Annotated in this window: 20 protein-coding genes; 17 read left to right on the top strand and 3 right to left on the bottom strand. The window is 59.3% G+C overall.

All coding sequences use genetic code 11. From position 1 onward, the window contains the following. Window positions 1–133: 133 nt before the first annotated feature. Both CFBP5499_RS30140 and CFBP5499_RS22470 read left to right on the top strand, forming a co-directional pair. Window positions 134–508, top strand: coding sequence for a hypothetical protein (locus CFBP5499_RS30140; protein WP_158523293.1), 375 nt, complete (start codon window positions 134–136; stop codon window positions 506–508). 301 nt (window positions 509–809) lie between these two features. Further along, window positions 810–2561 carry a thiamine pyrophosphate-binding protein gene (locus CFBP5499_RS22470; RefSeq protein WP_080828147.1) on the top strand — a complete coding sequence of 584 codons (1752 nt, stop codon included), beginning with the start codon at window positions 810–812 and terminating at the stop codon, window positions 2559–2561. Here CFBP5499_RS22470 and CFBP5499_RS22465 read toward each other — a convergent pair. Next, window positions 2552–3481 (bottom strand): LysR substrate-binding domain-containing protein, encoded by a 930-nt coding sequence (locus CFBP5499_RS22465; RefSeq protein WP_233284228.1) that lies wholly within the window; start codon window positions 3479–3481, stop codon window positions 2552–2554. The two genes, CFBP5499_RS22470 and CFBP5499_RS22465, sit on opposite strands and share 10 nt — an antisense overlap. On the opposite strand from CFBP5499_RS22465, the gene CFBP5499_RS22460 reads away from it, so the two are divergent. The 15 genes from CFBP5499_RS22460 to CFBP5499_RS22390 all read left to right on the top strand — a co-directional run bounded on the left by CFBP5499_RS22460 (window position 3480) and on the right by CFBP5499_RS22390 (window position 18493). Continuing rightward, the gene (locus CFBP5499_RS22460; RefSeq protein WP_233284227.1) at window positions 3480–4058 is read left to right on the top strand and encodes an Lrp/AsnC family transcriptional regulator; all 579 of its coding nucleotides are present in this window, start codon (window positions 3480–3482) and stop codon (window positions 4056–4058) included. The genes CFBP5499_RS22465 and CFBP5499_RS22460 overlap by 2 nt on opposite strands. 29 nt (window positions 4059–4087) lie before the next feature. Continuing rightward, the gene (locus CFBP5499_RS22455; protein ID WP_080830125.1) at window positions 4088–4921 is read left to right on the top strand and encodes a transporter substrate-binding domain-containing protein; all 834 of its coding nucleotides are present in this window, start codon (window positions 4088–4090) and stop codon (window positions 4919–4921) included. Window positions 4922–4932: 11 nt separating this feature from the next. Further along, a complete protein-coding gene (locus CFBP5499_RS22450; protein ID WP_080828153.1) occupies window positions 4933–5646 on the top strand; it encodes an aspartate/glutamate racemase family protein in 714 nt (237 codons plus the stop codon). Then, window positions 5646–6302: an amino acid ABC transporter permease gene (locus CFBP5499_RS22445; RefSeq protein WP_080828155.1), complete on the top strand. Its 657-nt coding sequence runs from the start codon at window positions 5646–5648 to the stop codon at window positions 6300–6302. Before CFBP5499_RS22450 ends, CFBP5499_RS22445 begins: the two co-directional genes overlap by 1 nt. Next, window positions 6299–7093, top strand: coding sequence for an amino acid ABC transporter ATP-binding protein (locus tag CFBP5499_RS22440; RefSeq protein ID WP_080828157.1), 795 nt, complete (start codon window positions 6299–6301; stop codon window positions 7091–7093). The genes CFBP5499_RS22445 and CFBP5499_RS22440 overlap by 4 nt, the downstream gene beginning before the upstream one ends. Before the next feature lie 19 nt (window positions 7094–7112). Continuing rightward, a complete protein-coding gene (locus tag CFBP5499_RS22435) occupies window positions 7113–8369 on the top strand; it encodes an NAD(P)/FAD-dependent oxidoreductase (protein ID WP_080828159.1) in 1257 nt (418 codons plus the stop codon). 271 nt (window positions 8370–8640) lie between these two features. Further along, entirely contained in the window at window positions 8641–9792 is a 1152-nt protein-coding gene (locus CFBP5499_RS22430; RefSeq protein ID WP_080828161.1) for a transporter substrate-binding domain-containing protein, read from the top strand. Window positions 9793–9805: 13 nt separating this feature from the next. Continuing rightward, on the top strand, window positions 9806–10414 hold the full coding sequence (locus CFBP5499_RS22425) for an ANTAR domain-containing response regulator (protein WP_080828162.1): 609 nt from the start codon (window positions 9806–9808) through the stop codon (window positions 10412–10414). Between the two features lie 249 nt (window positions 10415–10663). Beyond that, window positions 10664–11914, top strand: a complete 1251-nt coding sequence (locus tag CFBP5499_RS22420; RefSeq protein WP_080828164.1) for a transporter substrate-binding domain-containing protein — start codon at window positions 10664–10666, stop codon at window positions 11912–11914. 154 nt (window positions 11915–12068) lie between these two features. Next, window positions 12069–12962 (top strand): urea ABC transporter permease subunit UrtB, encoded by an 894-nt coding sequence (gene urtB / locus CFBP5499_RS22415; protein ID WP_080830126.1) that lies wholly within the window; start codon window positions 12069–12071, stop codon window positions 12960–12962. A gap of 1 nt (window position 12963) precedes the next feature. Further along, complete coding sequence (gene urtC / locus CFBP5499_RS22410; RefSeq protein WP_080828166.1) at window positions 12964–14103, top strand: urea ABC transporter permease subunit UrtC; 1140 nt, start codon at window positions 12964–12966, stop codon at window positions 14101–14103. Between the two features lies 1 nt (window position 14104). Next, the gene (urtD, locus tag CFBP5499_RS22405; protein ID WP_080828167.1) at window positions 14105–14854 is read left to right on the top strand and encodes an urea ABC transporter ATP-binding protein UrtD; all 750 of its coding nucleotides are present in this window, start codon (window positions 14105–14107) and stop codon (window positions 14852–14854) included. Further along, window positions 14854–15549, top strand: a complete 696-nt coding sequence (gene urtE / locus CFBP5499_RS22400; RefSeq protein WP_080828169.1) for an urea ABC transporter ATP-binding subunit UrtE — start codon at window positions 14854–14856, stop codon at window positions 15547–15549. The genes urtD and urtE overlap by 1 nt, the downstream gene beginning before the upstream one ends. A gap of 26 nt (window positions 15550–15575) precedes the next feature. Next, on the top strand, window positions 15576–17327 hold the full coding sequence (locus CFBP5499_RS22395) for a nitrilase-related carbon-nitrogen hydrolase (protein ID WP_175416851.1): 1752 nt from the start codon (window positions 15576–15578) through the stop codon (window positions 17325–17327). Between the two features lie 11 nt (window positions 17328–17338). Next, a complete protein-coding gene (locus CFBP5499_RS22390) occupies window positions 17339–18493 on the top strand; it encodes an iron-containing alcohol dehydrogenase (protein WP_080828172.1) in 1155 nt (384 codons plus the stop codon). Between the two features lie 255 nt (window positions 18494–18748). On the opposite strand, the gene CFBP5499_RS22385 is transcribed toward CFBP5499_RS22390, so the two are convergent. Both CFBP5499_RS22385 and CFBP5499_RS22380 read right to left on the bottom strand, forming a co-directional pair. Beyond that, on the bottom strand, window positions 18749–19741 hold the full coding sequence (locus CFBP5499_RS22385) for an ABC transporter permease (protein ID WP_080828174.1): 993 nt from the start codon (window positions 19739–19741) through the stop codon (window positions 18749–18751). Window position 19742: 1 nt separating this feature from the next. Continuing rightward, a complete protein-coding gene (locus tag CFBP5499_RS22380) occupies window positions 19743–20750 on the bottom strand; it encodes an ABC transporter permease (RefSeq protein ID WP_080830127.1) in 1008 nt (335 codons plus the stop codon). Window position 20751 lies beyond the last annotated feature (1 nt).

The following is a 20751-nucleotide window of genomic DNA, read 5'->3' as shown; positions in this document are numbered from 1 at the left end:
CCGTCCAGAAGACCGCCTTCGCACAGGTTCAAGGGCCTGATCCTCCCCGAAGGATGTCGGAAATCGTCTCAAGATAAATGGAATTTCACCGCTGATGAACTGCCGACAACACATGCCACCCCAGCCAACGAGTTTGCCTGTACTGCTCCGCCTGCGGCAGGCAAATCACTATGTCGTTGTAGTTCAGAAAGACGATCGCACGATATGCTCGAAACTGTTCTGGAACGAGTTGCAAGCGCTTTTGGCGATGGGGATACCCAACGAATTCTGGCGATACGTCCGAACGGAGGTGCTCTCAATGATCCACCACAACGACCTGCCGCCTGGAACGGTTCTCTTTGCCAGAAAAAACAGGCGCGGGGACGTCCTCAGCGTCGTCTCGTGGCTCGCTGAAGGCATCGATACCGAGATTTACACTTCAATCGAACAGGCTTTGACTGCCGTGAATGTCAAAGACGCCTCGAAGGGGTCCTACGCCGAGGCTTTGGCCGAGGATATTCTTCGGTGAGATTGACGTGCTTCCGTCCGAGCGGCGAGACATGGGTCAACAAATCTGGCAATAGCGCTTTGCCTCGCGGTGAGAGTTCGGCAGCCGCCTCGGCAGCGACCGGAATTCTTTGCACCAGGCGCAAAGCGAGTAGCGGCCTACATAGTGAATTTCGTCTGAGTATTTCCGTGGGTGACGGGCGGTGCAGCGGCCGAGACCGGCAATCTGACGGTTCACGCCTCATAGGCCCGGCATATCGCCAGTCCCCGTCGGCTCTCGATGGTCCTATCCTGCTGCTGCAGCACAGACAGGAGAGAGCGAAATGCGTGGCGCGGATATTTTGGTGGAAATGCTCATCGGTTACGGGGTTAACACCATTTTCGGCGTCCCGGGGGACACGAACGTCCCCCTCTACGAGGCCCTTCAGCACCGTGAAGACAAGATAAGCCATGTCATGGCCCGCGATGAGCGGTCAGCCGGCTACATGGCTGACGCCTATGGGCGGTTCACCAATAGACCGGGGGTTTTCGAATGCCCGTCGGGCGCGGGCGCGATGTATTCGCTGCCCCCGGTGGCCGAATCGAACGGCTCGTCCGTGCCCGTAATCCTTCTCACCATCGACATCCCGCTTCCCGGTGAAGGCCGCGGCGTCCTCACGGAACTCGACTGCGCCAAGCTTTTCGAGCCGGTGACGAAACTGTCCGTCCAGGTGAAATCGCCGGAAAAACTGCCGGAAATCATCCGCCGGGCTTTTCGTGTCGCCTGCTCCGGCAAACCCGGCGCCGTGCACCTGCAAATTCCGGAGGACATGCTGCTTGCCGAAGTGGACCCGGGGCGAATCTCCCTTCATGTCGAAGAGGAATGCCGCACCTTCCCCGCTTACCCGACACTGCCGCCGCGCTCGAAGCTGGAGGACCTGCTCAAACTTCTGGCCAGGGCCGAGAGGCCGCTGATCGTGGCAGGCGGCGGGGTAAACCGCGCGCGCGCCGGCGACCGGATCACGCAGCTTGCCGAAAAATACAACGTGCCAATGTGCACGACAATGACCGGCCAGGGCGCCATTGACGACGACCACCGCCTCGCCATCGGCGTCATCGGCGACAACGGCTTTCACCCCCATGCGAACTGGGCGCTGGAGCATTCGGATTTCACGCTCTTCGTTGGCTCACGCATCGGCTCGGTCGTCACCATCGGCTGGACCTTCCCGCGGATCACCCTCAATCGCCGTCTGGCGCAGATCGACATCTCCCCGGAAATCATGGCGAACAACTATGAGAACCTGCTGTCCATCCAGGGCGATGCCCTGTTGGTTCTGGAAGAACTCCTGACGCTGGACGCTGCAATCGAACCCGCCCGACATGAACCGTGGATCGACAGCCTCAATGATCGTCGAAAGGTGTTCTGGGAGCACGCCGAGGAAGCGCTTTCCGACGAGCGGGTTCCACTGCGACCGGAGAGGGCCGTACGTGCCTTCAACGAGGCGCTCCATGCCTCCTGCAAACCAGCGTTGATCTACTCCGACGCTGGCACACCGACGCCCTACATGACGCGCTTCCTTAAAATCAATGATCGTGAAACGCGTTTCGCCATCCCGCGCGCCTTCGGTGGGCTCGGTTCGGCCCTTCCCGCCACAGTCGGGGCCTGGCGGGCCGATCCGTCCAAGAGGCCGATCGGTCTCTTTGGTGACGGATCGTTCGGCATGACGGTCGGCGAATTGGAAACGCTGGTGCGCTTGCAGGTGCCGGCAATCCTTATCCTCTTCAACAATGGCACATTCGGCTGGATCAAGGGCCTCCACCGGCTCAAAGGTCACAATCAGTGCTTTGGCGTGGACTTTCTGGCGCCGCGCGGTCAGGCAATCGCGGAAGCCTATGGCCTCAAGGCATGGACAGCCAAGACAGGTTCAGAACTCGACGGCGCACTCGCAGCCGCCTTCGCCCACGAGGACGGACCTTGCTTCATTGACGTTCACGTCGAATCCATCGCAGACCGAGTGCCGCCGGTCTATTCCTGGCTATTGAAGCGGGGAGAAGATCCGCTTGAGCTGAAGCCCATAGAGAAGTCCTATTTTTGATTTAAGGGATGCGCCAGAGGCAGGAATTGCCGCCGGCGCGCGAATTCGGTAGCAAACCAGTCGCGGAAGATCCGCACATTGGCCGAGTTCATCCGCGCCTGCGGGAAACAGAGATAAAAGCCCTCGCCCGATGTCTGAAACCTGTTTAGAGCGGGATTCAAAATCCCTGCGGCCAGTTCGGTGCGCACATGGAGTTCGGGAACGATTGCCAGTCCCATACCGTTGATGGCGCATTCAAGGATCATATCGAAGTTCGGCAGGCGCGGGCCATAAATGCGGCTCTTATAATGCACGCCTGCACCCCGCAGCCAATGCAGCCACAGGCTCGGGCGGCTGGAATTTTGGATCAGCGGATATTCCAGCAGCGCCTCGTCGTTCGGCAGGCCTTGCAGCGGCATCAGCTTCGGTGCGCCAACTACAACCAATTCCTCGTCGAAGAGCAGCTGGCTGCGCGCTCCGCTCCAATTTCCGGTGCCGCGCAGAAACGCCAGATCCAGCTCGGATGTCGCAAAGTCGAGATCGTGACGGCAAGGATAAACCTCGAACCATGTCTGGGGATGCGCGGCTGCAAAAGCGGTCAGCATCGACGCTCCCCAGCGCCGCATCAGTGTCGGCGGAAAGCCGATCTTCAGCATGCTCTGTGCTTTTCGACCGCGGACGGCATCGATGGAGACATCTTCCAGCTTATCGAGAAGGCGCGAAATCTCATCATAATACCGCGTGCCCTCCTCCGTCAGGATCAGCTTCGGCCCGGCGCGCTCGAACAGGGTAAGACCCAGAAAATCTTCAAGGTTTTTTATTTGCCGGCTGATGCCGCTTTGGGTGATCCCCATATCCTCGGCCGCCTTGGTAAAACTCAAGTGACGCACGGATGCATCGAATGCATGCAGGGCACTCAAGGATGGCAGAAAACGGCGCATGACGAAGCTCCTGTTCGGGATCATGAATAAAAGTCATGAAGAACCCATTTTTCAATGCTTTTCTTTGGGAAAGTTTGAACGCAGTCTTTCCACAAAAGAAAGTGGGAACGACATGGACTACGGCGACAGCATTGACCGCAATCTGCTCAGCATCCTGGAGGAAAACGCGCGCGTGCCTGCCAGTGAATTGGCCCGACGTGTCGGCCTCGCACGATCGAGTGTCCAGGAGCGCATCGAGCGGCTGGAGCGCCGCGGCGTCATTCTCGGCTATCGCGCGATCGTCGGTCGCCGCGAGATCGATCAGAGCGTTTCAGCCTATATCTTCATCACCACCGCCATGCGCGCCACGCAAAGGCTATTCGTGGTATTGCGCGGCTACCCGGAGATCTCGACCGCCGATGCGATCAGCGGCCCGGCAAACATCCTCTGCCGTGTGAACGTCAATTTTTTGGAAGATCTGGAAGCCCTGATCGAAGAGCTTGCCCGGATCGAGGAAATCGAGAGCGTGACCTATTCGGTCGTGCTTTCCAATAAAATCAATCGCGACAACGCATTGATCGCCCGCAAGGCGCAATAGGGAACGAATAATCAACTGGGGATATGGCCATGAACAGACGTGACTTCGGAAGAGTAATGCTGCTTGCAGGCGCTGCAGCACTCCTCCCATCTTCCGCACTTCTCGCAGCAACCGAAGGCGCAACACTCGAAGCAATCCGGGCTCGTGGTGCGTTGCGGATCGGCGTATTTGCAGGCACCGAGCCTTATTATCACAAGAACCTGGCAACCGGAGAGTGGGAAGGTTTCTGCGTCGCAATGGGCCGTGATCTGGCGCAACATATCGGCGTCAAACTGGAGCTGGTCGAGACGACCTGGGGCAATTCCGTGATCGATCTGCAAAGCGACAAGATCGACATCATGTTCGGGCTCAGCAACAATCCAGAGCGCGCCAAGGTTGTCGACTTCACCAAGGCGCTGATGGACAATACCTTCACCCTCGTTGCCCGCAAGGACCTGGAAGTGACGAAGTGGGAGGAGATGAACAAGCCGGAGATGCGGGTAGCCGTCGACCTTGGCTCGACGCAGGACAATTTCGCCCGCAAGAACCTACCGAACTGCACGCTGGTTGCGCTCAAATCTGCCGATGAGACCATTCTGGCGCTTCAATCGGGCCGCGCCGACGCCATCATCCAGGTCGCCCTGCTCGCCGTCGTGACGACGAAGCACCTTGCGCCGAACGTCAAGCTCATCATTCCGGAGCCCCATGCGAGCCAACCGACGACAATCGGCGTGCGCCGCGATCCGAATGGCGAGTTCCGCGATTATGTCGACACCTGGCTTGCGGAACGCCGTGGGCAAGGCAATATCTCGAACTGGATTGTCGAGAGCCTCGCACTCGTCGGTGTCGACAAGGCTGCGCTGCCTGCAAATTTGACATTCTGACAGGCACGCCCATGTCCGCTTCCTCAGGTGCCTTGGGCATCATCATGCTGGACACGACGTTCGAACGTCCACCTGGCGATGTCGGCCATGCCGGCTCATGGCGTTTTCCAGTCAAGTTTCGCAAAGTGCGCGGTGCGTCCGTTTCACTCGTCGTCCGTGCGGGCGGCGAGGGTCTCGTCGAAGATTTCATCGCCGCCGGACGAGAGCTTATCTCGGAGGGCTGCAGCGCAATCATCACGTCCTGCGGCTTCATGGCGCGACATCAGCGAAAATTGGCCGAGGCGCTCGGTGTGCCGGTCGCCGCCTCCAGCCTGATGCAATTGCCCATGGTGAAAATGACGCTTGGCGCCGGGCTGCGTCCCGGCGTGATAACCTATGATGCCGCCAGCCTCGGTCCCGACGTGTTCGAAGCCTGCGGGGCCGATCCATCGGTGCCCGTGCGCGGGGTGCCCGCCGGCGGCGCATTTCATGCGCTCATCGAGGGCTCCGCCGCATATGATCATGCGGCACTGGAGGCCGAAGTGATCGATGTTGCCCGAAAGCTCATCGCCGAGCATCCCTCGGTCGGCGCGATCGTGCTGGAATGCACCAACATGCCGCCCTTTGCACAGGCGATCTCGGCAGCCCTCGGCCTTCCCGTCTTCGACATCCTGACGCTTGGCGAGTGGCTCTTTACATCAACCTCTCCGCGGATATTCCGCCGGGCAGAACAAAGCGCGCTGTGATGCAGTATCAATGGGACTTCTCCGGCCTTTGGCAGTACCGCGGCCTGTTTCTTCAAGGCTTGGGTTATACGGTCGGCTTCACTGTTCTGACCATCATCTCTGGAATCGTCGTCGGCACGGTCTTCGCTCTTGCCCGGCTCTCTGGGATGAAAGTCGTTACCGTTCCGATCATGACGATCGTGGAACTGTTCCGCTGTACACCTGTCCTCGTGCAACTGGTCTGGTGTTATTATGCCCTGCCCATGCTGGTCGGAATTCAGATCTCGCCAGCGATGGCGGCTTTCATCACGCTGACCATGTACGGCGCCGCGTTTTATGCCGAGATCATCCGGGGCGGCATCGTCTCGATCGATCCGGGACAATGGGATGCGGGCCGCGCGATCGGCATGCGGCGAGGCCAGTTGATGGCCAAGATCATCCTGCCGCAGGCATTGCGCCGCATGGTGCCGCCACTGGTGAACCAGTCCGTCCTGCAGCTCAAGAACACCTCGCTTCTCTCCGTGCTCGCGGTGCCCGACCTGCTCTATCAAGGTCAACTGGTGACATCCGCCACCTACCGGCCGCTCGAAACATACACCCTGATTGCAGCCATCTATCTGGCCGTCCTGTTTCCCATGACACGCCTGGCGCATTGGCTGGAGGGCCGCAAGACATGAATAACGAGATCCAGACGATGGCCGGCACGGAACCGATGATCGAGGTCGTGGGCCTGAAGAAGTCCTTCGGACCGCTGGAGGTCCTGAAAGATATCAATCTTTCCGTGCCACGCGGTCATGTCGTGGCGATGATCGGGCCGAGCGGTTCGGGAAAATCCACCCTGTTGCGCAGCCTCAATCTGCTGTCGTTGCCTGATGCGGGCTGCATCACCATCGGCGGAAGGCGGATGGACTTTTCCTCGGGCCACGTCGCCATGCGCGACCGGGATCTGGCAACCTTCCGCGCCAATACGGGAATGGTGTTTCAAAACTTCAATTTGTTCCCGCACATGAGCGTCATCGACAATGTGATGATCGGGCCGGTGAGCGTGTTGAAACAGGACAGCAATTCTGCGCGGGCACTCGCGATGGAGCTTCTCTCCAAAGTCGGGCTGGTCGAGAAAGCCGATGCACGCCCGGAGCAGCTTTCCGGTGGACAGAAGCAGCGCGTGGCGATTGCCCGGGCACTGGCCATGAAACCGGAAGTCATGCTGTTCGATGAGGCCACCTCGGCACTCGATCCGGCATTGGTCGGTGAAGTATTGGCGGTCATCCGCCAGCTTGCCGAACAGGGGATGACGATGATCCTCGTCACCCATGAAATGGCTTTTGCCCGCGATGTCGCCGACACCGTCATCTTCATGCAGGACGGCTTCGTCATCGAGTCGGGCGATGCGCGCCAAGTCATCAACGAACCCCGCGAGACGAAAACGCGGGAATTCCTCAGCCATTTCCATGGCGGACTTTCCTGAGAGCAGGACGAAAACGGCAATGACAGGCAAGGTAATCGTGGTCGGCGCGGGCATCATCGGTGCCACCACAGCATTAAGATTGGCGGAAGCGGGCTGGGATGTGGCACTTTGCGATGGCAATGCGCCAGGCAGTGAAGCCGGCGCAAGCTATGGCAATGGCGGCTGGATCAGCCCGGCATCGATCATCCCGATGAGCATGCCTGGCCTGTGGCGGAAAGTTCCCGGCTTCCTCCTCGACCGAAACGGGCCGCTGACGATCGATTGGATGTCGCTGCCGCAGCTGGCGCCGTGGCTCCTCCGTTTTTTGTGGGCCGGTGCGAGCAAGGCACGCGTGCGCCGGACGGCGAAATTACTGAACTTCCTGCTGCACGATGGACCCGAACGGCATCTGGAGCTCGCGCGGAAGACCGGACAGGAGCAGCTTATTCTTCAAAAAGGGCTGCTCTACGCCTATCCCGACCGAGCCTCCTTCGAGGCGGAAGCACTGAGCTGGGAGCTGCGTCGCGAGAATGGCGTTGCCTATGCGGAATGGAATGAGGCTGAAATCCGCGAAAGGCTGCCGGCGCTCGGCCCTGCCTACCGGTTCGCCGTCCATGTGGTCAACGGCGCCCATTGCCGAGACACCGGGCGCTATGTGGCCGGCATTGTGGACGCCGCGCGGCGCAGGGGTGTGCAATTCCACCAATCCGCCGTAACCGCTATCCTCGACGGCCCGGCACCGCAGGCCGTGCTCAAGGGCGGCGAGACGTTATCTGCCGACCGCATCGTCGTGGCCGCCGGCATACATTCCGGCCATCTGCTGCGCCCGCTTGGCGTGCGCATTCCGATGCAGAGCGAACGGGGTTACCATGTGACCGTTACATCGGGGCAAACGCCTTTCGAGATCCCCGTGATGCCGAGCACCGGCCGGATGGCCAATACACCGACAGACATGGGTTTGCGCCTTTCGGGCCAGGTCGAGCTCGCATCGGTCGATAAGCCTCCGAATTGGGAGCGCGCGCGGGTGCTGCAACGGCATGCCCTGGCGAGCTACCCCTATCTATCCACGGACAAGACCCCCACGCTTCGGCTCTGGATGGGGCATCGTCCCTCCACGCCGGATGGCCTGCCGGTGATTGGCCCGCTGTCGCGGCACCCTGGTCTTGTCGCCGCATTCGGCCACGGGCATGTCGGCATTGCCGCCGCTCCCAAGACAGCAGATCTCGTGCTCGACGCACTCGAAAATCGCATCAGCGGCGAAGCCCTTCCGTTTCTGCCGAGCCGTTTCAGGCAATAACCGGGCGGCCCGCGTGACATGTGGTCAACAGACGCCGTTCATATGGGCGGTAACGATCCGCGCCGCATCAGCTCGATCACGCCAACCATTACTTCCGGCAACACCAACACTCCGATGGCATGGTCTTAGAAGGCGCTTACGGTTCAGCTATTGTCAGAGGACGCGGAAACTGCCATCATCTTTTCGCAGGCCCCAATGGGTCGCTGATATTCCATGAGCAGGGTAGCTCTCGACCGGAAACGGGCGGGAGCTTTTTTATTTTTTGGTGGCGATGATGACTTCAGAAAGCTGGCGGGTCGGCGTGCTGTTTTCCGAGACGGGCGTGACCGGAGCCGTCGAAAAAACCCAGAGAGCCGCGAGCTTGCTGGCGATCGACGAAATCAATACAGCGGGCGGCGTGCTCGGTCGGGCGATCGAACCGGTAGCTTACGATCCGCAATCAACCCCCAGTCTCTATAGGGACTTTGCGGTCAGGCTCTGCGACGAAGATCGGGTCCGCGTCGTCTTCGGCTGCCACATGTCGAGCACTCGCAAAGCAGCTCTGCCCGTCATCGAGGCCCGTGATGCATTGCTGTTCTACCCGACGCTTTACGAGGGTTTCGAATACTCCCGACACTGCATCTACACAGGTGCCGCCCCCAATCAAAATTCCGTGCAATTGGTCGACTTCCTCACCACGCATTATGGAAAGCGTGTTTTTCTGGTCGGGTCGAATTACGTCTATCCTTATGAATCGAACCGGACGATCAGCGACCTCTTTCTTCAGTTGGGCGGACAGGTTCTGGACGAGATGTACGTCCCGCTTAACCTCAAAACCGAGGACGTCGCCAAAATCATCCGGCACATTAAAGCTGCGCAACCGGATGTCATCTATTCGACGATCGTCGGCGACGGTATCATTCCGTTTTATACGGCGTTCAAGGAGGCGGGGTTCGATGCAGCGACCATGCCGATTGCCAGTCAATCGACAAGCGAGGCCGACGTGATCCGAATGCGGCCGGAGGTGGCCGAAGGTCATATCACCGCAGCGCCGTTTTTTGCTTCTCTGGATACGCCCCGCTCTCGCGCGTTCGTTTCGGCTTACCAGAACCGCTATGGCCAGCAGATGCTGCCGACCGCGCCGGCCGAGGCGGCCTATTTCCAGGTCTATCTCTATGCGGCGGCTTTGCAACGGGCCGGCAGCGAGGGGCTGGAACACCTTCTGCCCGCCCTCTACGAGGTGGAGTATGATGCCCCGCAGGGTGCCGTAAAGATCGATCGGCAGACGAACCACACGCATCTGTGGCCAAGAGTTGCAAGGGTGAATGCGCAGGGCGGCTATGACATTGTCTATGATCCGTCGGTGCGGGTGGCGCCGGATCCGTTCATGCGCGAATATCGCCCGGACTTGACGCAGATTTTTCACCATCGTGTTCAGGTCTGAGGGGGGAGTGACGATGTCTTTCGCCCTTCTTAGAGATTTGCGGGATCTCAAGGTTCTGGTCATCCACCCCCGGACATCCGAAGGAGAGTTCCTGGTCGATCACCTGCGCCGCATCGGTTGTACCGTCAGCTTCCTCTGGCCAGTGCCCGCCGAATTGCCGCATGGTACAGATGTCGTCTTCCTTGCCATGGAAGATGAGGCGCGACCGGAGATCGAACGCCTGCTGAAGTGTCTCCCCAATCCCGCTCCGACCATGCTCGCCATCGTGGGTTACGAAAACCCCTCGACGTTGCAGATCGTTCTGGAAAGCGGCGCGCTCGCCATCGTCGAGAGACCGATCAAACCTTTCGGCCTGCTGACCAATCTCGCCATCGCCCGCAGCCTCTGGCTCGAGCGCCAAAAACTCGTGAAGGAGGCACGCAAATACAAACGCAAGGTATTGGGAGACCAGAAGCTCGCCAGGGCCAAGGCCATTCTGATGGCCAATCGCGGCACGAGCGAGAACGAGGCTTATCGCGAAATGCGCGAGCAGGCGATGGCCCGGCGCGTGCCGATCGATGAAATAGCCAATTCGATTATCAACGCTGAACAGCTCTTGCGCCCTTCCCAAAAACATGATTAGTTTTTCATGTGTTCCAGATGAACACCTCCGGCACATCCCTTCGTTTGACGAAGCCATGTGCCGCTGTTGCACGCGGCACAGCCGTGATGCGTTGATGGCAAGGGTGCCCGCAGGCTGTGACAAGCCTCGCGGGTTTTTTGTTGTCTGCTGACAGTGACGTCAGCCCTCCAATACTTTTTCGGCATGAAAGCCTCGCCGCAGAGCCGGGCAGTGCCACTGCGTGCGCCAATCAAAAAAAGGGGAACCAAGATGGTGTTCAACAGACGTGAATTTCTGAAAACCGCAGCCACCGCTTCAGCCGCACTTGCCCTGCCGGCTTTGGGCGGCCGGGCCTTTGCAGCCGACGCCATCAAGGTCGGCGCGCTTTACTCCCAGACGGGTGGCCTTTCCGTCGCCGAAAAACTTCTGGCCAACGGCGTCATGATGGCCGTGGCCGAAATCAACGCGGCGGGCGGTGTTCTCGGCCGCCAGGTAGAAGTCGTCGTGGAAGATGGGGCGTCCGATCCGAAAACCTTCAGCGAAAAGGCGTCGAAGCTGATCGTCAAGGACAAGATTTCCACCGTATTCGGCTGCCACACCTCTGCCAGCCGCAAGGCAGTGCTGCCGATCTTCGAACGCCGCGGCGCGATGCTGTTCTACCAGACGCACTATGAGGGCTTCGAATGCTCGCGCAACGTCGTCTATTCCGGCGCGGTTCCAAACCAGCAGCTCTCCAACTACATTCCCTGGATCGTCGAGAAACTGGGCAAGAAGAAGTTCTTCATCGTCGGCTCGAATTATGTCTATCCGCGCGAGATGGCCAAGGTTTCCAAGAAGTTGATCGAAGCGGCCGGTGCGGAATGGGTCGCGGACGAATATCTGGAACTTGGCCACTCGGAATGGGCGGTCATGGTCAGCAAGATCAAGGAATCGGGCGCGGATGTCGTTCTTTCCAACGTCGTGGGAGACTCGATCATCGCCTTCTACCGCGAGTTCAAGAACCAGGGCCTCTCACAGGAGGTTATCCCGATCTGCGCGACGGTGACGTCCGAGATCGAGATCGCGGCCATGGGCGCCGAATATGCGGCGGGCAGCTATACATCCTTCCCCTACTTCATGTCGATCGAAACGCCTGAAAACAAGAGCTTCATCGACCGCTTCAGGACCTTCGTCAACGATCCGAAAGCCGTGACATACCATTCGCTCGAGGCCGCCTATTTCCAGGTATTCCTTTGGAAGCAGGCGGTGGAGAAATCCGGCGATCTATCTGCCGACGCGATCCGGGCCGGCATACGCGGCCAGACCTATGAAGCACCCGGCGGCAAGGTGACCACCGACCCCGACAACCTGCATTGCTGGCTGACACCGCGCATCGGGCAATGGCAACCGGATGGCCAGAGCAAGGTCGTCAACGCATATCCCGCGCCGATCAAGCCGCTGCCCTACTCGGCCTATGGCGAGACGGAAAGCAATCTGTTCTGCACCAGCAACGGTCTCGACGCAGCAAAGCTCAAGGGCTGACCCCTCCCCGCGTCGTCCCGCCAACCATGTTTGGCGGGACAATGTCTCGGCAAGGCGGATCTGTGTTTTTTCCTCTGTGCCGCGCCAACCCACATTCGGGATTGGCCAGGAGCAGGAAAAAGTCTGGCCCGCCCTTCTCATGAACGGTGGCGTTATGCTCGACATTCTCTTCATCGGCCTCAGTCTCGGCTCGATCCTTCTTCTGGTGGCACTCGGCCTCGCCATCACCTACGGCGCCATGGGCGTCATCAACATGGCCCACGGCGAAATGGTCATGATCGGCGCTTATGTCGCCGTTCTCTCGGGCATCTGGCTGAAAACGAGCCTTCTGCTGGCAATACCGCTGGCTTTTGTCGTGACGGCATTGCTTGGCCTGGCAATCGAACGGGTGGTCGTGCGACGGCTCTACGGCCGCCTGCTCGACACGCTTCTCGCCACCTGGGGTATTGCCATCCTTTTGCAGCAGGCCGTAAGGCTCGAATTCGGCCTCACCTTTTTTGGCATCCATATCGAAGGCCTCGGGGCCGGGCTGCAAAACGTCGCAGTGCCTTCATACCTGCAAGGCACCTTCAGGTTTGCCGGTGCCGCCATCAACGCTTACCGCACCTTCATCATTGCGGTAACAGCCGCGCTGACGCTGGCGACATGGTTCATTCTCTATCGCACGACGGCAGGCATGCAGGTGCGGGCAATCATCCGTAATCCAAAAATGGCTGCGGCCTGCGGCATCGATGTGAAGCGCATCAACGCGCTCACCTTTGCCTTCGGTTCCGGTCTGGCCGGCGTCGCGGGCGTCATGATGTCCGGCTTCAAGACCGTTTTCCCGGATATGGGCACGACGATGGTCGTCGACGGTTTCATGGTCGTGGTGACAGGCGGCGTCGGCAGCCTTTTCGGTACGGCCCTTTCATCAGGGCTTCTGGGGGAAATCAATGCGCTGGTGGCCATCGGAACGAACGACATTCTGGCACGCGCGGTCGTTTTCGGAGTCGTCATCCTCGTCATTCTCGTAAAGCCCAGCGGGCTGTTCTCGTTCAAGGGGCGCTGACATGAGCATCGAACGGAAATTCCAGATCGCTGCCTATGTGCTCTTCATCGCAGTGATTTTCGCGGCACCCGTTTTCGGCGACGAATTCTGGCTGAACCGCATTTCAAAATATCTTGTCTACGGCATGCTCGGTGTCGCCATTGCGCTGACATGGGGCTACGCCGGAATTCTTAATCTCGGCCAGGGGCTGTTTTTCGGCCTTGGCGCTTACATGCTTGCCATGTCCCTGAAACTGTCAAGCCTGACCAGTCTGCAACAGGGTTCCGACAAGCCGGTTCCGGATTTCATGCTATGGAATGCCGAACCCGGCGCACCGACGGAACTTTGCTGCATCAACAAGGGCTCCTTCCTCTGGCTTCCGTTTCAAAGCCAGTCGGTGGGCCTCGTGCTCGGCATCATGCTTCCTGTAGTGATTGCCGGCGCGCTCGGCATGCTGGTGTTCCGCAAACGCATTTCCGGCGTCTTCGTGTCGATCATCACACTGGCGCTCGTCCTTCTCGTCCGCCTCGTCATGGTCGATGCGCAACCGATTACAAATGGTTTCAACGGCCTGACCGATCTCGGCTGGCTGACGATCGGTGGCATCGAATTCGATCCCTACAGCCGGGCGACCTATTACCTGTGTGCCGTATGCCTGTCCTTGGCGCTCATCGGCGCCCGCCTTGTCGTCGAAACCCGCGCAGGCATGATCCTGCAGGCGATCCGCGATGACCAAGTGCGCGCCCGCTATCTCGGCTTCGACGTCTCGCTCTACCAGGTATTCTTCTTTGTCATCTCGGCGGGCATCGCCGGTGTTGCCGGCATGCTTTACGTGGTTGTCGCGGAATTCGCCTCGCCAACGTTCATGGATCTTTCCTTTTCGGTCACGATGGTCGTCTGGGCGGCCGTCGGCGGTCGCTCATCCCTGCTCGGCGCCTGCATCGGCGCGATCCTCATCAACATGATCGAGGCAGAGGTCAGCGAGACCGAGGCGCTGGTTGAGGCGTGGAAAGCAATCATCGGCCTCATCTTCATGCTCGTCGTGCTGTTCATGCCGCGTGGCCTTGGCGGCGTCGCGCATGACGTTCTGCGGGCATTTATTCGCCGGGTCAAACCAGGTGCGGCGCCTTCACCGTTGCAGCAACAAAGCGAGGCATTGTGATATGAGTGCAATCGCATTGACCATCGACGGTCTCAGCGTCGATTTCGGCGGCTTCAGAGCCGTCAACAATGTCAGCATCACCGTCCGCGACGGCGAGTTGCGTGTGTTGCTCGGCGCAAATGGCGCCGGAAAGACAACCCTGATGGATCTGGTCAGCGGCAAGACGCGCAGCACGCAGGGCAAGGTTTTCGTCTACGACACCGACATCACCAACTGGCCTGAGCACAAAATTGCGCGTGCCGGGATCGGCCGAAAATTCCAGATTCCCAGCGTCTTCCGTGAACTGACGGTGCGTCAGAACCTGGAGGTCGCCAATTGCAGAAAGCCTTCGGTCTTTGCAAATCTCCGGTTCGGCTTTTCGCGTTCCGAGGCAAGCCGTGTAGACGACGTTCTGGCGCTCACGGGCCTCGATGCTGAACAGGGTACGACAGCCGCCTATCTCAGCCATGGTCAGACACAGTGGCTGGAGCTTGGAATGCTCATCGTGCAGGATCCCAAGGTGGTTCTGCTGGACGAGCCGACAGCCGGCATGACCCAGGCGGAAACCCGCAAGACCGCAGAAATCATCAACAATCTCAAAGGTCGCCATACGATCCTCGTCGTCGAACACGACATGGGGTTCGTCCGCGAGATCGCCGAGTACATCACCGTTCTCCATCTCGGAGAGGTTCTCGCGGAAGGAAGCGTCGAAGATATCGAGCGCAATCCCAAGGTCCGTGAAGCCTATCTCGGTTCGAAAGGAATATCCTGATGCTGTCATTAAAAGGCGTGCACAGCTACTACGGCCGCAGCCATATCCTGCACGGCGTCACGCTCGATATTCCGGCCGGCAAGATCACGACCATCCTCGGCCGTAACGGCACCGGCAAAACGACGCTGTTGAAAACCCTGATGGCGCTAACCGACCGGATGACGGGCGAGATGTATCTGGAAGGAAAAGACGTCGCCTCTTCCCCGACGCATATGAGGGCAAGGGCCGGTATCGCCTATGTCCCCCAGGGAAGGGAGATCATTCCCGATTTTACCATCCGCGAAAACATCCTGATGGGCGCCTTTGCGCGTGCTGATGGCAAACGCGAAATTCCCGCACTGGTCCCTGAACTTTTTCCATACCTGATGGCCAACCTCGATCGACCGGGAGGTGTGCTTTCCGGCGGCCAGCAACAGCAGCTTGCCATTGCCCGCGCGCTGGCAGCAGACCCGAAAGTGCTGCTTCTCGATGAACCCAACGAAGGCATCCAGCCCTCTATCGTCGAGGAGATCGAAAAGATCATCATCCGGCTCAATCGCGAGATCGGCATGACGATCATTCTCGTCGAGCAAAACGTCGCTTTTGCGCGGCACGCGTCTCACCAGTTCGCAATGCTGGAGAAGGGCAGCGTGGTCGCAGCCGGCGCCATCGACACGCTCTCCGACGCGCTTGTTCATCGGCATATGGCTGTCTGAAACAGATGGAACCTTCATTAAAGACAATGGGAACAATCATGACACCGACACAGAGCTACACCGCCGCCGCTATCCAGTTCGAACCGACCATGTTTGAAAAGGCGCGTAACATCAGCCGGCTGACAGCCCTTTGCGAGGAAGCGGCGCAGGCCGGTGCCCGCCTGATCGTCACGCCCGAAATGGGGACGACGGGCTATTGCTGGTTCGACAGGGCGGAAGTGAAGCCATTTGTCGAGACCATTCCCGGACCGACCACCGATGTTTTCCATGCCATTGCCCGCAAACACAGCTGCTATATCGTCGTCGGCATGCCGGAAGTCGATCCGGCGAGCGATCTCTATTACAATACCGCCGTCCTCATCGGTCCCGAGGGTGTCGTTGGTCGCCATCGCAAGTCGCACCCCTATATCGCCGAACCGAAATGGGCCGCCAACGGCGATATCGTGCACGAGGTCTTCGAAACGGAGATCGGCCGGATTTCAATGCTGGTCTGCATGGATCTGCACTTCTTCGAGACAGCGCGGCTCGAAGCCCTGGCCGGTGCCGACATCATCTGCCACATCTCCAATTGGCTGCAGGAGCGCACGCCCGCGCCCTACTGGATCAACCGAGCCTTCGAAAACGCCTGCTATGTCATCGAAAGCAACCGCTGGGGACTGGAAAGAACCGTGCAGTTTTCGGGCGGAAGCTGCCTGATCGAGCCCGACGGCACAGTTGCCGCATCAATCGATACCGGCGACGGAATTGCCTATGGCACAATCGATCTTGCCCGCGCCCGCCGCCGCGAAGTTTTGAGCGAGCCGGTCTTCAAATCTCGACGACCAGAGCTTTACATGAATATGATGACCAACAGCTTCACCTGGAATCCCGGCGATTATTTCCGGCTCTATGGCTATCAGCCAATCCCGCGCGGACGCACTTCGCGCGCAGCCGTTGCACAGTTCGCCCCAACCTCGGTCGTTGCAGACAATATTGCCGCCATCACCAGGCTCGCAACCGAGGCAAAGGTGACGGCTGCGCCTGATATTCTGGTTTTCCCGGAACTGTCCCTGACGGGGCTTGACGATCCACACATTCGGGCAGAGCCGCTCTCGGGCCCGGCGGTGTCCGCCTTCGTTCGTCTGGCAATGAAGCTCGGCCTCTATCTCGTTGCAGGCTTCGCCGAGGCGGACGGAGACAAGATTTACAACAGCGCAGTCCTTGCCGGACCAGAGGGCCTTGTGGGCAGTTATCGCAAGACGCATCTGGCCGTCGCCGACCACTGGGCGACGGCCGGCGATGATTGGAAAACATACGATCTTGCCATCGGTCGGGTAGGTCTGGCGATTGGCCACGACGCGCTTTATCCGGAAGCCATCCGTTCGCTTTCGCTTATGGGGTGTGATCTTGTCGCTTGCCCTTCAGCGATCGCCGGCACTTTCACCGGCAGTCACGCAGGTACGAAGATTCCGCACAACTATCCTATTCCAAAGGGTGCCGATCCATTCCACTGGCATGCTCTGCGCGTGCGCGGCGGCGAGAACAACGTCTATTTTGCCTTCGCCAATGTCCTCGATACCGCACGGGGTTATGAGGGAAAGAGTGCGGTGTTCGGGCCAGATTCCTTTGCTTTTCCACGTCAGGAATCAGTAATTCTGGATGAGGAGGGGATTGCCGTTGCAGCCGTCGATACTACCAATCTCGACACGCCTTATCCAACGAACATCGTCCGGCGAAAGGACCTCGTGGTCATGCGTCAGCCGCATCACTATCAGCCCCTCGTCCAGTGGCATCAGTAAAAGGCTGCAGCATGTCCACATTCACATTCGCGACCGTCCCGCAGATCATTGCGGGACCGGGCTGCGTCGCAAGGATTTCAGAGTTGAAAACTCGGCTCGGGCCGCGTGTTCTGGTGGTTTCGGACGATGGGGTCATTAAGGCAGGGCTTGTTCAACCCGCCCTTGCTTGCCTCGCGGAAGCTGGCGCTGAAACATCGATCTTCGCCGGCGTTATCGCCGATCCACCGGAATCCATCATTCACGCGGCTGTGGCGCAAGCGATCGAGTTTGGCGCAACCGGTGTACTGGGAATCGGCGGCGGCTCGTCGCTCGATGTCGCAAAGCTCGTGGCGCTTCTTGCCAAAAGCGGCGAAGCGCTCACCGCTATCTACGGGGTTGGCAATGTCACGGGACAGCGTCTTCCGCTCGTGCTCATACCGACAACGGCAGGCACGGGATCGGAGGTCACGCCGATTTCGATCGTTACCACGGGAGATAATCAGAAAAAGGGCGTCATATCGCCGGTCCTGCTGCCGGATGCGGCTCTTCTGGATGCAAACCTGACAATAGGCCTTCCGCCGGCCGTGACCGCGGCGACGGGAATTGACGCAATGGTTCACGCCATCGAGGCCTTCACTTCCGCCAGTGCAAACAACAATCCGGTTTCCCGTGCCCTTGCCAAAGAAGCTCTGCGGCTTCTCGGAGCGAATATCGCGATTGCCGTCGAAAACGGAACCGACCTGGCCGCCAGACAGTCCATGCTGCTCGGCGCAATGCTGGCGGGCCAGGCCTTCGCCAATTCGCCGGTTGCAGCCGTTCATGCTCTCGCCTATCCGATCGGTGCGCGCTATCACGTTCCGCACGGCCTCTCCAACAGTCTGGTCCTGCCGCACATATTGCGCTTTAACGCGACCGTGTGTGGTGACGCTTATGCGGAACTGGCACCGTGCCTCTTTCCGCACCTTGAGCCTGCCGATCAGGCCGGGCGGCTTTCCGGATTCATCGAAGGGCTGACGATGCTGCCTCTTCGCCTTAACCTTCCAGTACGGCTCAGGGATGTCGGAATTCCCAAAGACGGGCTTCCTTTGCTGGCGAAAGATGCAATTGAACAGACGCGTCTGCTGGTCAACAACCCGCGTACGCTATCACTGTCGGACGCCGCCAGTATCTACGAAATTGCATGGTAGGCAGGTCCGAACGTGAAGTTGCGCCATACGTGAGAATATGAGCGGATTTTCTGGCCGCGATTGAAAAGAATCGAACCGGCGATGCGCTTACTCCCTCGGAGCGATATCCGGAGCGACAGAAGGTACAGTGGAGAACGGCCGTTCAACCATTTAGACCAATATTGAATTCAGCCAAGCAGACACGCATTTCCCGGTAGAGATGCGCTGGTTGTTGCTTAGCGATCATGTTTGCCAGCTTCTCGGGGCTGTTCATGCCTATGCGGTCGCCTTCCGATTGGCGAAGCCAATGGCGAGGACAAGGAAGATCAACAGTCCTGTACCGACCTGCTGCCAGTAGAAATTCAGGCCCGACAACAGAAGACCATTGGCGACAATGCTGAGCAGCAACACGCCGAGAACGGTGCCGGGCACGTTCGGCCGTCCTCTTGGATCAAGCGTGGTGCCGATGAAGGTTGCGCCGATCGCATTCAGCAGGAAGGCGTTGCCGGATGACGGGATGTAGACGGTAACCGTCGAGGTAATAATGAGCCCCGCAATGGCGGCGACGACGGCCGCCAGAATATAGACCACCGCCACATGACCGGAAAGCCGGATGCCCGAATAACGGACGACACTGGCCTGGATTCCGGAAGAAACGACGACGCGGCCGAAGCGCGTGCCGGACAGGATGACCCAGGCAGCGATGATCACGGCGAGGGCGACAATCAAGGAAACGGAAATGCCGAACAGGTTGCCATGACCGAGGAACCGAAACGCTTCGGACACGCCGACGGGAGGCAGATAGACGGGATTACCGCCATTGGTCAGCAATTGCTGGATACTGCGGCCGACGAACAGGGTGCCGAGCGTGGCAAGGAAAGGCGAAATGCCGATGCCCGCAATGAGAATGGCGTTAAAAATGCCGACCAGCGCACCGGCCGCAAGCCCCACCAGCGCAGCAATTGCCACTGGCTGCCCTGCAAGAACCAACGACACGAATGCGAAACTTGCAAAATCGATCGCCGCGCCGACGGAAAGATCGATGCCGCCGGAGGCCACGACAAAAGTCATCGCGATGGAGACGATTGCCAGCAGCACGAAATTATTGACCAGCACGCTGATGAGGTTCGTGGTCGTCAGAAATCCGGGCGCAAGGCTCGCGAACAGAGCAAAAACGATCAACAGGGCTGACGGTAGCGCAAAGCGCGCGACCGTCCGCACAATCGAGATGGTCGGGGTTTTAGCCGAAGCCATGGCTACAGATGACATATTAGCGGTTCTCCCGACGCAAAAGGGTCGTGGCGGAGACGACGAGCAGGATCAGGAGACCCTGGACGCCGCTTACCAGCGTACTGGAAATGTTGAGAAGCTGAAAACCATTGACAAGGAAACCGACGAAGAGAGCCGACAGCAGCGTCCCGGTCACCGTCGGCACCAGGCGACGTGAAAAGACGGAGCCGAGAAGCGCGGTGACCACCACAGGCAAAAGCATTTCGCCGGACCCGGTGGTGCTGCCGCTAAGGTAAGACACGGACAATATCCCTGCAAAACCACCGAACAGACCGCTCGTCACGAATGCGCCAGCCACGAAGGATCTTACCGGCAGCCCGGCAGCCCGCGCCGCCTCGGGAAATTCGCCCACGGCATAAAGCCGCAGTCCCAAGGGTGTGTATTGTACCACCGCCGCCACGAACCCCGCAAAAAGGATGAGGACATAGGCCAGCACCGGTATCCCGGCAGGGCCGGTGGCGGAAAGGGCCGACAGGAATTCGGTAGAGGCCGGGATGACGGTATTTTGCGTCAGAACCAGCTCGAGCCCGGCCACGATATTCATCACCGCCAGCGTCGCCAGAAGCGGTATGATACCGGTCACCGTGACGGCGAGCGCGTTCACAGCGCCGATTGCGGCCCCTGTTGCAAGTGCTCCTGCAGCCGCTGCGGCATCGCCATATCCGGCCTGAGTGAGGGTCGCATAAACCGCCGCGCTCAATCCCATATTCGCTGCCAGCGACAGATCGATGCCCCCCGTGACCACGTTGGAACCGCCGGCAATGATCACGATCGTCAACCCGATGGCGAGAACCCCGCCAATGGCCGATTGCGCCAGCACGTTGCCGATATTGCCCACCGACAGGAAAAACGGGGCGGCCAGCGAAAAGAACGCAAAAACCGCGACAAAAACCGCAAGCGCGCCGCCGCGCAGCGCAAAGGTCGCAAGCCTGCGACGGATATTGCCTTCGCGCGAAAACCGGAAGGGCGCTTGCTGAGGGAAATTCAGG

Origin of the sequence: Agrobacterium tumefaciens, assembly GCF_005221325.1 — a bacterium.
In the GTDB taxonomy this organism is placed as follows: domain Bacteria; phylum Pseudomonadota; class Alphaproteobacteria; order Rhizobiales; family Rhizobiaceae; genus Agrobacterium.
Note: the sequence above shows the minus strand (reverse complement) of the source record. Positions and strands in the feature narration are given on the sequence as shown.

Bases quoted from the DNA above. Each gene is read 5' to 3' on its own strand.
- urtB (WP_080830126.1), top strand. From the start codon at position 12,069: ATGCTCGACATTCTCTTCATCGGCCTCAGTCTCGGCTCGATCCTTCTT.
- urtC (WP_080828166.1), top strand. From the start codon at position 12,964: ATGAGCATCGAACGGAAATTCCAGATCGCTGCCTATGTGCTCTTCATC.
- CFBP5499_RS22460 (WP_233284227.1), top strand. From the start codon at position 3,480: ATGACGAAGCTCCTGTTCGGGATCATGAATAAAAGTCATGAAGAACCC.
- urtD (WP_080828167.1), top strand. From the start codon at position 14,105: ATGAGTGCAATCGCATTGACCATCGACGGTCTCAGCGTCGATTTCGGC.
- CFBP5499_RS22455 (WP_080830125.1), top strand. From the start codon at position 4,088: ATGAACAGACGTGACTTCGGAAGAGTAATGCTGCTTGCAGGCGCTGCA.
- CFBP5499_RS22450 (WP_080828153.1), top strand. From the start codon at position 4,933: ATGTCCGCTTCCTCAGGTGCCTTGGGCATCATCATGCTGGACACGACG.
- CFBP5499_RS22385 (WP_080828174.1), bottom strand. From the start codon at position 19,741: ATGTCATCTGTAGCCATGGCTTCGGCTAAAACCCCGACCATCTCGATT.
- CFBP5499_RS22465 (WP_233284228.1), bottom strand. From the start codon at position 3,481: ATGCGCCGTTTTCTGCCATCCTTGAGTGCCCTGCATGCATTCGATGCA.
- CFBP5499_RS22440 (WP_080828157.1), top strand. From the start codon at position 6,299: ATGAATAACGAGATCCAGACGATGGCCGGCACGGAACCGATGATCGAG.
- CFBP5499_RS22430 (WP_080828161.1), top strand. From the start codon at position 8,641: ATGATGACTTCAGAAAGCTGGCGGGTCGGCGTGCTGTTTTCCGAGACG.
- CFBP5499_RS22445 (WP_080828155.1), top strand. From the start codon at position 5,646: ATGCAGTATCAATGGGACTTCTCCGGCCTTTGGCAGTACCGCGGCCTG.
- CFBP5499_RS22435 (WP_080828159.1), top strand. From the start codon at position 7,113: ATGACAGGCAAGGTAATCGTGGTCGGCGCGGGCATCATCGGTGCCACC.
- CFBP5499_RS22420 (WP_080828164.1), top strand. From the start codon at position 10,664: ATGGTGTTCAACAGACGTGAATTTCTGAAAACCGCAGCCACCGCTTCA.
- CFBP5499_RS22395 (WP_175416851.1), top strand. From the start codon at position 15,576: ATGGGAACAATCATGACACCGACACAGAGCTACACCGCCGCCGCTATC.
- CFBP5499_RS22470 (WP_080828147.1), top strand. From the start codon at position 810: ATGCGTGGCGCGGATATTTTGGTGGAAATGCTCATCGGTTACGGGGTT.
- CFBP5499_RS22390 (WP_080828172.1), top strand. From the start codon at position 17,339: ATGTCCACATTCACATTCGCGACCGTCCCGCAGATCATTGCGGGACCG.
- urtE (WP_080828169.1), top strand. From the start codon at position 14,854: ATGCTGTCATTAAAAGGCGTGCACAGCTACTACGGCCGCAGCCATATC.
- CFBP5499_RS22425 (WP_080828162.1), top strand. From the start codon at position 9,806: ATGTCTTTCGCCCTTCTTAGAGATTTGCGGGATCTCAAGGTTCTGGTC.